Below are 11,963 nucleotides of genomic sequence, written 5' to 3'. Positions count from 1 at the left end.
CTTCACTTACCACTCTACAATCATGATACTCACCATCGCTTCGCAGGAAGCCGCCGCCATACCGGCCGGCTCCCCCCCCTCATCCGCAACAACTGCGGGTTCCATCGCCAGATCGCTGGCGAGCCGCCGCGCCAATGCCGGCCGCAATGTCTTGCTGATCTGCCAGAAAACTCCGGACAAGCAGCCCAACCAGCACCGCAAGGGCAGCGACGATTGCGCATGGCTGGCAACCGATATGAAAGCCGGCGCCCGAGGCCGCAAGCTGGCAGTGGAAGAAATCGCCGACGAACTGGCAAACGCCAGGGAACGGTACCACGACGTCGTTATCGACATGCCACGGCTGCAGCATGAGGATTCGCTATATGTGCTGGCAGCAACAGGGCTGGCTGTATTTGCGATACAGACCGCTTCCTGGAACCAGGACAGGCAGAAAAGGCTGATCCAGCGCATCAGCGCGGCCCGCTCCTGGAACCCTGCCCTGCCGGTACTAGTAATCGTCGACGATGTCGACAGCCTCGCCGCACAGGCGATTATCTCGCGCCTGTCCGACAAGGTCGCCCATATCCGCTTCATCCACCTGCACGTCGCCCAACAACAGGGGCTGGCGGCGAATGATGCGCCGTTGACGGCTTTGTATAAGGCGATTTATAAGTGCTGATTGCGCCCTCTCCCAAAAAAGGAGAAAAGTAGCCTGGATGCAGCGTAGCGAAATCCGGGAGCAGGCGGGGATGTCCGAGCAGATATAAGCTCATGTAAAACGCACGTAATCATCGAAAGCCGAAGGCTCAGCCATGAGCCGTGCCCCGGGTTGCGCTACGCTCCACCCGGGCTACAGCCGTTGCAAGGTCACGTAAATATGCTCAAACAGGCAGCATCAGCCTATACCCCACCGCTGTTTCCGTCAGCAGATAACGCGGCTGCGTAGGGTCGTCTTCCAGCTTTTGCCGCAAATGGCCCATATAGATCCTGAGGTAATGCCCGCTCTCGGAATGCGACGGCCCCCAAACTTCGCGCAGCAGCTGCGGGTTGGTGACAACCCGGCCGGCATTGGTCACCAGCACTGTCAATAGCCGGTATTCAGTCGGTGTCAGGTGCACCATCTGGCCGGCCTTGGTCACCAGGCGAGCCTTCATGTCTACTTTTACTTCACCGAACTGCACGACGCCGTCCAGGCTGATGCCGGGCTGGCGCTGGCGGCGGAAAGTCGCACGCACGCGTGCCAGCAGTTCGCCGACGCCGAAGGGCTTGGTCAGGTAGTCGTCGGCGCCCGCATCCAGCGCCCTGATCTTGTCGGCTTCGCTAACCCTGGCCGACAGCACGATGATGGGCACGCTGGACCATTTGCGCACGTCCTGGATGAAATCCACGCCGTCACCATCCGGCAGGCCGAGGTCCAGGATGATCAGGTCGGGCTGGCGGGTGCCGGCATCGATCAGGCCGCGCTGCAGGTTGCCGGACTCGAAAATCTGCCAACCCTCTTCTTCCAGCGCACTGCGTACGAAACGACGTATCTGTGGTTCGTCTTCCACCAGCAAGGCGGTGGGGGTGGAGGGGGCGCCTGCTGCGCCCGCGCTTGAAGTAGCTTCTGTCATGTCTGTATCTGGTAATGGGGTTGGGCGGCGTCCGCACCGCGGACGTCAACAGCGGCATAGCTGCCGTCCATGGCATCCAGGTCAAGCATAGCCGGGGGCGTGCCCAGCGGCAGGGAAAATACGATGCAGGCGCCACCTTCGGGCGATAGTCCTGCCTGGATGCTGCCGTGATGCGCTTCAATAATGGCGCGGCAGATCGCCAGGCCCAGGCCGACGCCCGGCTTGGCCGATTCGCGTTCGCCACGGGTAAATTTTTCAAAGATGGCTTCTTCGCGGCCTGGCGGCAAGCCGGGTCCGTTATCGTACACCATCACATTGATCAGGCTGCCGCTGGTCTCGGCACTGACGGTGATGCGCGAGCCAGGCGGCGTATATTTGGCGGCGTTTTCCAGCAGATTGCACAGCACGCGCTCTATCAGCACCGCATCAAAACTGATCAGCGGCAAGTCACGATCCAGCCTGGTGATAATCTGGTGCGCTGTCAATTGCGAACCGCTGGCGCGCAGCGCGCTGCCAACCACTTCCTCGAAGGGCTGCCATTGCAGGTTCAGTTTTACTTCCCCGCTCTGTATCCTGGCCATGTCCAGCAGGTTGGCCACCAGCGCGCTCATGCGCAGGGTTTCGTCATGCAAGGCCTGTGCCATTTGCTGCTGCGCGGTGCTTAGCGGCGGTTTCGACATCGCCAGCGATTCCGAAATGCCGACCAGCGAAGTCAGCGGCGTGCGCAGGTCGTGCGACAGTGCAGCCAGCAGCGAATTGCGCAGCCTTTCCGACTCCATGTGCACCAGCGCATCCTGCGCCACCTCAATGTAATGCACACGCTCCAGCGCGATGGCCGCCAGCGCGGCAAAGGTATCCAGCTGCTGCCTTTGTTCGGGGATCAGTATCCAGCGGCGGTTTTCCGGCTGTATCGCCAGCAGGCCGCGGGTACGCATGGGCGCTACCAGCGGCAGGTAAAAGAAATTGCTGGCCGGCAGCGTATCGGTGCCTATGCCGGCGGTCTCCACCTTGTCGAACGCCCACTGGGCGATGCCCATGTCCAGCCCGGCAATCGCAGGAGACGGCGGCTGCAGGCGGCCGCTGTCATCCGGCAGCAGCAAGGTTGCGGTAGCGCGGAAGGCACGCTGTATGATGGCCTGCGTGGTATCGGAAATCTGCTCGGCCTGCAAAACGCCGGACAGGTCGCGTGCAAATTCATAGAGTGCGCGTGAACGCGACTCGCGATGCGACGCCACCCTGGCCTGGTAGCGCAGCCCGGCCGTCAGGTGGCCGGTGATCAGCCCCACGACCAGCATGACGGCAAAGGTTAGCGTGTATTGAAAGTCGCTGACGGCAAAGGAAAACCGCGGCGGCACAAAAAAGAAATCGAAGGCCGACACCCCGACCACGGTCGCCATGACCGACGGCCCCCTGCCGAACTTGACCGCGACCAGCACCACGGTCAGCAGGAACAGCATCGCAATATTGACCAGGTTGAAATACTGCAGCAAGGGCGTGGCAATCAGTGCCGTGCCCAGGCTGGCCAGCCCCGCAAACACGTAGCGCAGCTGGCGCGGCGGTATGCGGGCAGTGGACACTTTCTCGACCAAGCCTTTGGCACGCGGCGTAGAAGAGGATACCGATTCCTGGTCTGCCGCCCTGTCCTGTGCAGCACGGCCTATTTCGATCAGATCGATATCCGGCGCATAGGCGGCGATGCGCTTCATGTGCGGCTCCCGCCATGGCAGGTTCAGCGAGCTGCGGCCCATGACAATGCGGGAAAAATTCTGGCCGCGTGCATAATCGACGATGGCCTGGGCAATGTCGCTGCCCGCCAGCACCGCCGTGCTGGCGCCCAGATCTTGCGCCAGTTTCAGGCTTTTCAGGATGCGTTCGCGCTGTGCCGAAGGCAGTTTTTGCAGCGCCGGGGTTTCTATGTAGATGGCGTGCCAGACTGCATTCATCTGGCTGGCCAGACGCGCAGCGCTGCGGATCAGGTGGTCGGCATCGACACGCGGTCCGACACAGGCCAGCAGCGCGGCATCGGTCTTCCATACCGCGCTGATCGACTTCTCTATGCGGTAGGCCTGGACATCGTCTTCCACCCTGTCCGCAGTGCGGCGCAGCGCCAGTTCGCGCAAGGCGATCAGATTCCCCTTGCGGAAGAAATTTCTCGCCGCACGCTCTGCCTGCTGTGCCTTGTATACACGGCCGGTTTTCAGGCGGGCCAGCAGTTCGTCGGCGGGAATATCCACCAGCACGACCTCATCGGCCTCGTCGAAGACGGTGTCGGGCAGGGTTTCGGCCACCCGTATGCCGGTGATGCCGCCGACGACATCGTTCAGGCTTTCCAGATGCTGCACATTGACGGTGGTGAACACGTCGATGCCGGCATCCAGCAGTTCTTCCACATCCTGCCAGCGTTTGGGATGGCGCGAACCGGGCGCATTCGAATGCGCCAGTTCGTCCATCAGTATCAGCGCGGGCTGCAATGCCAGCGCAGCGTCGATGTCGAACTCGGACAGTGTTTTATCGCGGTAGGTGATCTGCCTCGCGGGCAGCAATTCCAGTCCTTCCAGCAAGGCCGCCGTCTCGTCCCTGCCATGGGTCTCGACAACGCCGATCAGCACCTGCTGGCCATCCGCCACCAGTTTGCGCGCCGCGCTCAGCATCGCATACGTCTTGCCGACGCCGGCCGATGCGCCGAAATAGATCCTCAGCTTGCCGCGGATGGCACGACGCTCCTGCGCCTGCACATGAGCGAGCAATACGTCGGGGTCCGGTCGCTGGTCGCTGCTGATGGCCATGGGTTCTGTCTATATCCTCGCCTTGGGGCTGTTAAGCTCCCCGACCCTTGCGGTAGCGGGGATGCGATTTCTGATTTTTGACTGATCTTTTACTAAAACGCTAGTGTTTCTTGTCCAGCGCCAGGTTCAGCGCCAGCACATTCACTCTCGGTTCACCGAAGAAGCCGAGCGCAGGATGTTCGCCCAGCTGGTTTACCAGCGCGAGAACACCTTCCAGCGTCATTTTACGCTCACGCGCTATCCTTGGCGCCTGATAATACGCTGCCGCCAGGCTGATTTCAGGATCAAGGCCACTACCGGACGCCGTCACCAGGTCCACCGGTATTTTAGCGGTGTTGGACGGATCGGCCGCTTTCAGCGCATCGATCCGCCCTTTGACGGCGTCGATCTGCGCGGGATTGGTCGGCCCAAAGTTGGAACCGCTGGACGAACCGGCATTGTTGGGCATGGGGCCGGTGGCGGAAGGCCTGCCCCAGAAGTATTTCGGCGATGAAAAAGACTGGCCGATCAACGACGAGCCTACCGGCTTGCCGTCGCGCAGGATGATGCTGCCTTCCGCCTGGTCGGCAAAGGCAGCCTTGCTGATGCCGGTGACCGCATACGGGTAGACAACGCCGACCAGCAGCGTCAGGCCGGCGAACAGCACGACTGCGGGGCGGATGCTTGCACTTATTGAACTCATGATGGTTTCCTCTTAGGTTCTTTGATCAGGCCAGGTGCAGCAGGGCCAGAACGACGTCGATCAGCTTGATGCCCGCGAAAGGCAGGATGATGCCGCCCACGCCGTAGATCAGCAAATTGCGCCGCAGCAGCAGGGCCGCGCCGATTGCTCGGTATTTGACGCCTTTCAGCGCCAGCGGTATCAGGAACACGATGATCAGCGCATTGAAGATCACCGCCGACATGATCGCCGACGAAGGGCTGGTCAGGTGCATCACGTCCAGCGCTTTCAGCTGCGGATAGGTGCCGACAAACGCCGCCGGGATGATGGCAAAATACTTGGCGACGTCATTCGCGATGGAAAAGGTCGTCAGCGAGCCGCGCGTCATCAGCATCTGCTTGCCGATTTCGACAATTTCCAGCAGCTTGGTGGGGTTGGAATCCAGGTCCACCATGTTGCCTGCCTCTTTGGCCGCCTGCGTGCCGGAGCTCATCGCCACCGCAACGTCGGCCTGGGCCAGCGCCGGTGCGTCGTTGGTGCCATCGCCGGTCATTGCGACCAGCCGGCCTTCGGTCTGGTGGCTGCGGATCAGCCTCAGCTTGTCTTCCGGCGTGGCTTCGGCCAGGAAATCATCGACACCGGCTTCGGCGGCGATGGCGGCAGCGGTCAACTTGTTGTCGCCGGTAATCATGATGGTCTTGATGCCCATGCGGCGCAGTTCGGCAAAGCGTTCCTTGATGCCGCCCTTGACGATGTCCTTCAGCTCTATCGTACCCATGACCTTGCCGTCATCGACGACGACCAGCGGCGTGCTACCGCGGCGGGAGATGTCGTCCACGGTCTTGGACACCTCTGCGGGGAAAGGACGGCCCAGGGATTCCACGTATTTTTTGACGGAATCGGCGGCGCCCTTACGCACGACGCGTTCGCCGATATCGACGCCGCTCATGCGGGTCTGCGCGGTGAACTGCACGAACTGCGCGTTCAGCGCGCCCATTTCGCGTTCACGCAGGTTGAAGCGCTGTTTTGCCAGCACGACAATACTGCGGCCCTCAGGCGTTTCATCGGCCAGCGAAGCCAGCTGTGCCGAATCCGCCAGCTGCGGCTGCGACACGCCGGGAGCAGGATAGAATTCGGACGCCTGGCGATTGCCCAGCGTGATGGTGCCGGTCTTGTCCAGCATCAGCACGTCCACGTCGCCTGCGGCTTCCACTGCGCGGCCTGAGGTGGCAATCACATTGGCCTGCATCATGCGGCTCATGCCGGCCACGCCGATGGCCGACAGCAGGCCGCCGATGGTGGTGGGGATAAGGCAGACCAGCAGTGCAATCAGTACGGTGATCGAGATCGGCGAGCTTGCCACGCCCGCAGCCTTGGCGGCTTCTACGCTGAACAGCGAAAAAGGCAGCAAGGTGACCGTCACTAACAGGAAAATGATGGTCAGTGCCACCAGCAGGATGGTCAAAGCAACCTCATTCGGCGTTTTCTGACGCTTGGCGCCCTCCACCATGGCGATCATGCGGTCGATGAAGGCTTCGCCGGGATTGGAGGTCACGCGCACCACCAGCCAGTCGGACAGCACGCGGGTGCCGCCGGTGACGGCGGTAAAGTCGCCGCCGGATTCGCGGATGACCGGTGCGGATTCGCCGGTAATGGCGCTCTCGTCCACGGTGGCAACGCCTTCTATGACTTCGCCGTCGATGGGGATCACGTCATTGGCTTCCACCAGCACCACGTCGCCCTTGCGCAGGTCGGCGGCCGAAGCCGGCAGCCACGTCGTGCCATGCTTGGGCGTGGCGAGCTTCTTGGCGATGACGGTCTGTTTCAGCGCGCGCAGCGACGCAGCCTGGGCCTTGCTACGGCCCTCGGCCAGCGCTTCGGCAAAGTTGGCGAACAGCACGGTAAACCATAACCAGATGGAGATCGCCAGGATGAAGCCGGAACTGGCCTCACCCTTGCCGGTCAGCGACTGCACGAACAGCGCCGACGTGATGATGCTGCCGACATAGACGACGAACATCACCGGGCTGCGCAATTGCGTGCGCGGATCGAGTTTTTTGAACGAATCGACGATGGCGGGCACGATCAGGCTGGAATCGAACAGCGACAGACGTTCGCGGCGCGACAGCACGGGATCTTCCGCAACAGCGGAGCCCGACCTGGCTACGGCGGCGGTAGTGCCGCCGGCATTTTTTTGTACACTGGTAGTAGACATGAAATTTCCTTAGCTAAGTGTGCTTGGTGTGCTCAGTGCGAAACACTGAGTTGCAAATGCTCGACTATCGGGCCCAGCGCGAGCGCCGGCACGTAGTTCAGCACACTGATCAGTACGACGGTGCCTATCAGCAGCGAAATGAACATTCCGCCGTGGGTGGGCATAGTGCCGGCATTGGCTTCCAGGCGTTTCTTGGACGCCAGCGAACCGGCAATCGCCAGGATGGGAACGATCATCGCAAAACGGCCGAACCACATCGCTATCGCCAGCATGACGTTATAGAAAGGGGTATTCGCGCTCAGGCCGGCAAAGGCGCTGCCGTTGTTGTTGGCCGCCGAGGTAAATGCGTACAGGATTTCCGAAAAACCATGTGCGCCGGGGTTCAGTATGCCGGCCTTGCCGCCATCGGCCATTACCGCGATTGCCGTTCCCGCGAGCACCAGCACCGGAGTGACGAGAATGGTGATGGAGGTCATTTTCATTTCAAAAGCCTGTATCTTCTTGCCCAGGTATTCCGGTGTGCGGCCTATCATCAGGCCGGCGATGAACACCGCGAGAATTGCGAACACCAGCATGCCGTACAGGCCGGAGCCGACGCCGCCGAATACCACTTCACCGAACTGCATCAGTACCAGCGGAGCGAGGCCGCCGATAGGCATCAGCGAATCATGCATGGCATTGACGGCGCCGCAGGAGGCTGCCGTGGTAACCGCCGCAAACAGCGAGGAAGCGCTGATGCCGAAACGGGTTTCCTTGCCTTCCATATTGCCGCCGGACTGCAATATGCTGCTGGCCTGGTCCACGTTCATCGATGCCAGAGCCGGATGCACCTGCTGTTCCGAATACATGACCACCAGCGTCATGCCGATGAACAGCACCGTCATTGCGGCCAGAACGGCCCAGCCCTGGCGCATGTCGCCGACCATGCGGCCGAAAGTGAAGCACAGGCCGGCCGGGATCAGGAAGATTGCGATCATCTGGAAGAAGTTGACAAGCGCATTCGGATTTTCATACGGATGGGCAGAATTGACGTTGAAGAAACCGCCGCCATTGGTGCCCAGCATCTTGATGGCTTCCTGCGAAGCGACCGGGCCCATGGGCAGGGTCTGGGTCTTGGTGGTCAGCGTTTCCATGACGGGAGCGCCCTTGGCATCCTTCAGCGGCTGGCCGTCTGCGCCGACTTTAGGCTGGCTATAAGTAACGGGGTCAATCAGCTGGACATCCTTGTAGCCGGAAAAATTCTGGATCACGCCCTGGCCGGCCATGAATACCGCAAAGATCACCGATAGCGGCAACAGCAGGTACAGCGTGGCGCGCGTCATGTCGGCCCAGAAATTGCCGATGGATTTGGCGGAGTTGCGCGAGAAGCCGCGTATCAGCGCAAACACCACGGCAATGCCGGTGGCGGCCGAGAAGAAGTTCTGGCCGGCCAGCACCAGCATCTGCGTCAAATAGCTCATGGTCGATTCACCGCCATAACCCTGCCAGTTGGTATTGGCGACAAAACTGACGGCGGTATCGAAGGACGAATCGGGGCTGACGTTGCCAAAAGCCTGAGGATTCAGCGGCAACCATAGCTGCACGCGCTGCACCAGATAGGTGGCCAGGGCGCCAACGGTATTAAAAGCGAGCAGTGCGATGGCATAGCCTTTCCAGCCCATGCCTTCACCGGATTTGACGCCGGCAACGCGGTACAGACCTTTTTCCAGCCAGACCAGCCAGCCGAAACCAGGCACCCTGGCATCGCCGTCGGCGATGCGGGCAATGAACAGGCCCAGCGGGTAAGACAGGGCCAGCAGCACGGCCAGGAAAAAAATCAACAGCACAATGGCTTGCGTAGTCATTACAGTTCCTCCGCTTTCAATAAAGCGATCACCAGGTACACAAACAGGGCGGCAGACACGACTGCGCCTATCACGTAGAAGGTATTCATGCCTTGCCTCCCAATTTGTCGCATCCCAGCACCAGGGCCCAGATCAGCAGGAAAAACACCGCTATTCCGCCCACATACAGCACATCCATCCAAACATCCATGATTACCCCCGTGGTTTTTTTACACTGAGAAGAATAGTCAGAAGGGTCTAAAGATTTTGTAAAGACTGTCCGCGCCGGTGTAAACAAACCGTAAAAATTGCGTAAAAAAATCGAAAAAACGGGAGTATGGATGCCGGAACGGCAAGAAGCACCACGCGCCGGTGCTGACCGGCGCCGCCGCAAGAGTTACCGGAGGAGGATCAGCTTGGGATTGGCTAACGACCGGCTGGCCATCGGCCGGCTATCGCTATTGATGCCTAAGGGAGGGGGAAAGGATTTGCAGGCCGCCGGGGCGGCCTGCAAATTCGCGATGCAGAGTATTCAATATCAGGCAACCGGCGACGGTGCTACAGCATGGCGCTGAACACGCGGCGCTTGAACTCAAACGAAAACGGGTGCCAGAACGCCATCTGCCGCTGCGTCATCAGCACACCCGCCAGATTGTGCTGCGGCGATATCCACCAGTGGGTGCCGGCGACGCCACCCCATTCGAAGGTGCCGGCGGACGCTTCCGGGTCCAGCGAAGACGGCTGCACCGTCAGCGCGCCGGCCAGGCCGTACACCTTGCCCGGTACCGGCCCTATGCCGGGGAAACCGATGCTGAGGCCCGGCGCCAGCTGGTTGCCCATCATCTGCGCTATCGTATCCGGCTTCAACAGCGTGGGCTCGCCCTTGCCGCCCGCATTCTTATCGTCCAGGATGAGGCTGCGTATCAAGGCTACCATGTCGGGCAGGCTGGACACCAGGCCGCCGCCGCCGGACTGGCGCGGTATCGGCGTGACAAAAGCGCCAGGAAAAGGGGCGTTCTCCAACCGTTTCAGTCCCGGCTTCATCGGGTTGAACATGTCGCCGCCTGCGTAATAGGCGGCCAGGCGGTCCAGCTTGTCCGCCGGTACCACAAAACCGGTATCTGCCATGCCAAGCGGGTCGAATATACGCTGCTGCAGGAAATCGCTGAAACGCTGGCCGCTGACTACTTCCACCAGGCGACCCAGTACATCGGTGGCAATCGAATATTCCCAGCGGGTGCCTGGATGAAAACTCAGCGGCAGTTCCGCCAGCACGTCCATCATCTGTTCCAGCGTCTGCGCCGGATTCATGACCTTGCGTCCGTTATACGCATTGTCGATGACGCTGCCGGGATTCAGGAATCCATATCCCAGGCCCGACGTATGGCTCAGTAAATGGCGCACCGTGATGGGCGATGCCGCCGGCTCGGTATCGTCTATGTCAGCGGGCTTGGGCCTGAGAACACGGCGGTTTCCCAGTTGCGGAATATAGATGTCGATCGCATCGTCCAGCTTCAGCCTGCCTTCTTCCATCAGCATCAGCACTGCACAGGACGTCACCAGCTTGGTATTGGAAAATATGCGGAACAGGTGGTCGGTGCGCAGCGGAATATCGTTTTCCTTGTCGGCCCAGCCGGCAGCATGCACATCCACCAGCTCGCGGCCTACCAGCACGGCGGACGACACGCCGGCAAGCAGGTCCCTGTCCACATAGGATTGCATTGCGCCATGTACCGCGCTGAAGTCGTAAGTTTTGCCGCCTGCCTGCATAGTGCATCTCCGTTCAAATCTGATTATTGTTGAAAGCGTTTATTCCGTATTCTACTTTGCAAACACTGCAACACCGAATCCACGCATTCGCGAATTGATGCCGGCTTTTGTTGCGTATAGCGCGATCACCTGGCCTGACTTTTATCCCTGCATCCAATATCCCGGCTGCGCATACACCGCCTTCAGCTTGTCGATAAAGAATCTTACCTTGGCCGGCAGGTTGCGCTGCTGCGGGTACACCGCCATGATGTTGTAATCCGGCAGCGCATAGTCGTCCAGCACCGTCACCAGCTCGCCGGAGGCCAGCTGGGGCTGTATCTCCCACGTGGAACGCCAGGCCAACCCTAGGCCTTCGCAGGCCCAGCGGTGCAAGAGCTCGCCGTCGTTGCAGTCCAGGTTGCCGTTGGCCCTGAGCGTAACCGGTTTGCCATTTTGCTGAAAATACCAGCCGCGCTGCTGGCCTCCCTGTAGATTGAAGGCGAGGCAATTGTGTTTTTCCAGGTCGTCCAGCGTATGCGGCACGCCGTTGCGGCGCAGGTAATCCGGCGTAGCGCACACCACGCGGCGATTGGTGGCCAGCTTGACAGCGACAAAGCTGGGGTCGATCGCGCCGCCTATGCGAATGCCGAAGTCGTAGCCTTCGCGCACCAGGTCCACCACACGGTCGGTCAGGTTAAAGGAGATGCGCACATCCGGGTGCTCGGCCAGGAAACCTGGCGCATGCGGCGCCACGTGCTTGCGGCCGTAAGCCGCCGGCGCTGACACCACCAGATGGCCGGTGGCCTTGTGCCGACCTTCTGAAATGATTTTCTCCGCACTGTCCAGCTCATGCAGCAGCTTCTTGCAATGGTCGAGGAAGACCGTACCTTCCTCGGTCAGCCGCAAATGGCGCGTGGTCCTGTGCATCAGCTTCACGCCCAGACGCTTTTCCAGCGCGTCGATGCGCCTGCCCAGCATCACCGGCGTGATGTTCTGCCCCAGCGCGGCGCGCGTCAGGCTGCCCTGCTCAATGACATCCACAAAGGCTTCTATCTGTTTCAGCTTGTCCATCTTGCAACCCTTCGCTCACGCATTCCATACTTCAAGTATTGAATAATACGATTTTTTATCCTCTTA

10 protein-coding genes are annotated in these 11,963 nt (G+C 60.5%); 1 reads left to right on the top strand and 9 read right to left on the bottom strand.

The window, feature by feature from the left end; all coding sequences use genetic code 11:
- The first annotated feature begins 22 nt into the window (after nucleotides 1–22).
- Nucleotides 23–658 (top strand): hypothetical protein, encoded by a 636-nt coding sequence (locus ACO0LO_RS08340; protein ID WP_422963745.1) that lies wholly within the window; start codon nucleotides 23–25, stop codon nucleotides 656–658.
- A 202-nt stretch (nucleotides 659–860) separates the two neighbouring features.
- Here the strand turns inward: ACO0LO_RS08340 and kdpE are convergent, their stop codons facing one another.
- The 9 genes from kdpE to ACO0LO_RS08295 form a co-directional block, all read right to left on the bottom strand.
- Nucleotides 861–1,592, bottom strand: a complete 732-nt coding sequence (gene kdpE / locus ACO0LO_RS08335; protein WP_422963744.1) for a two-component system response regulator KdpE — start codon at nucleotides 1,590–1,592, stop codon at nucleotides 861–863.
- The gene (gene kdpD, locus ACO0LO_RS08330; protein WP_422963743.1) at nucleotides 1,589–4,378 is read right to left on the bottom strand and encodes a two-component system sensor histidine kinase KdpD; all 2,790 of its coding nucleotides are present in this window, start codon (nucleotides 4,376–4,378) and stop codon (nucleotides 1,589–1,591) included. The genes kdpE and kdpD overlap by 4 nt, the downstream gene beginning before the upstream one ends.
- A gap of 100 nt (nucleotides 4,379–4,478) precedes the next feature.
- A complete protein-coding gene (kdpC, locus tag ACO0LO_RS08325) occupies nucleotides 4,479–5,060 on the bottom strand; it encodes a potassium-transporting ATPase subunit KdpC (RefSeq protein ID WP_422963742.1) in 582 nt (193 codons plus the stop codon).
- A 25-nt stretch (nucleotides 5,061–5,085) separates the two neighbouring features.
- Nucleotides 5,086–7,254 (bottom strand): potassium-transporting ATPase subunit KdpB, encoded by a 2,169-nt coding sequence (kdpB, locus tag ACO0LO_RS08320; RefSeq protein ID WP_422963741.1) that lies wholly within the window; start codon nucleotides 7,252–7,254, stop codon nucleotides 5,086–5,088.
- 32 nt (nucleotides 7,255–7,286) lie between these two features.
- The gene (gene kdpA, locus ACO0LO_RS08315; RefSeq protein WP_422963740.1) at nucleotides 7,287–9,098 is read right to left on the bottom strand and encodes a potassium-transporting ATPase subunit KdpA; all 1,812 of its coding nucleotides are present in this window, start codon (nucleotides 9,096–9,098) and stop codon (nucleotides 7,287–7,289) included.
- Entirely contained in the window at nucleotides 9,098–9,187 is a 90-nt protein-coding gene (kdpF, locus tag ACO0LO_RS08310) for a K(+)-transporting ATPase subunit F (protein WP_422963739.1), read from the bottom strand. Before kdpF ends, kdpA begins: the two co-directional genes overlap by 1 nt.
- Nucleotides 9,184–9,288: a potassium ABC transporter ATPase gene (locus ACO0LO_RS08305; protein WP_422963738.1), complete on the bottom strand. Its 105-nt coding sequence runs from the start codon at nucleotides 9,286–9,288 to the stop codon at nucleotides 9,184–9,186. Before ACO0LO_RS08305 ends, kdpF begins: the two co-directional genes overlap by 4 nt.
- Nucleotides 9,289–9,635: 347 nt before the next feature.
- Nucleotides 9,636–10,847: a serine hydrolase domain-containing protein gene (locus ACO0LO_RS08300; RefSeq protein WP_422963737.1), complete on the bottom strand. Its 1,212-nt coding sequence runs from the start codon at nucleotides 10,845–10,847 to the stop codon at nucleotides 9,636–9,638.
- Nucleotides 10,848–10,988: 141 nt separating this feature from the next.
- The gene (locus tag ACO0LO_RS08295; RefSeq protein WP_422963736.1) at nucleotides 10,989–11,897 is read right to left on the bottom strand and encodes a LysR family transcriptional regulator; all 909 of its coding nucleotides are present in this window, start codon (nucleotides 11,895–11,897) and stop codon (nucleotides 10,989–10,991) included.
- Nucleotides 11,898–11,963: the final 66 nt, after the last annotated feature.

Source organism: Undibacterium sp. TJN25 (genome assembly GCF_049339885.1).
Lineage (GTDB): Bacteria > Pseudomonadota > Gammaproteobacteria > Burkholderiales > Burkholderiaceae_D > Undibacterium.
Note: the sequence above shows the minus strand (reverse complement) of the source record. Positions and strands in the feature narration are given on the sequence as shown.

Coding starts and splice junctions, on each gene's coding strand:
- ACO0LO_RS08340 (WP_422963745.1), top strand. CDS start 23: ATGATACTCACCATCGCTTCGCAGGAAGCCGCCGCCATACCGGCCGGC.
- kdpE (WP_422963744.1), bottom strand. CDS start 1,592: ATGACAGAAGCTACTTCAAGCGCGGGCGCAGCAGGCGCCCCCTCCACC.
- kdpD (WP_422963743.1), bottom strand. CDS start 4,378: ATGGCCATCAGCAGCGACCAGCGACCGGACCCCGACGTATTGCTCGCT.
- kdpC (WP_422963742.1), bottom strand. CDS start 5,060: ATGAGTTCAATAAGTGCAAGCATCCGCCCCGCAGTCGTGCTGTTCGCC.
- kdpB (WP_422963741.1), bottom strand. CDS start 7,254: ATGTCTACTACCAGTGTACAAAAAAATGCCGGCGGCACTACCGCCGCC.
- kdpA (WP_422963740.1), bottom strand. CDS start 9,098: ATGACTACGCAAGCCATTGTGCTGTTGATTTTTTTCCTGGCCGTGCTG.
- kdpF (WP_422963739.1), bottom strand. CDS start 9,187: ATGAATACCTTCTACGTGATAGGCGCAGTCGTGTCTGCCGCCCTGTTT.
- ACO0LO_RS08305 (WP_422963738.1), bottom strand. CDS start 9,288: ATGGATGTTTGGATGGATGTGCTGTATGTGGGCGGAATAGCGGTGTTT.
- ACO0LO_RS08300 (WP_422963737.1), bottom strand. CDS start 10,847: ATGCAGGCAGGCGGCAAAACTTACGACTTCAGCGCGGTACATGGCGCA.
- ACO0LO_RS08295 (WP_422963736.1), bottom strand. CDS start 11,897: ATGGACAAGCTGAAACAGATAGAAGCCTTTGTGGATGTCATTGAGCAG.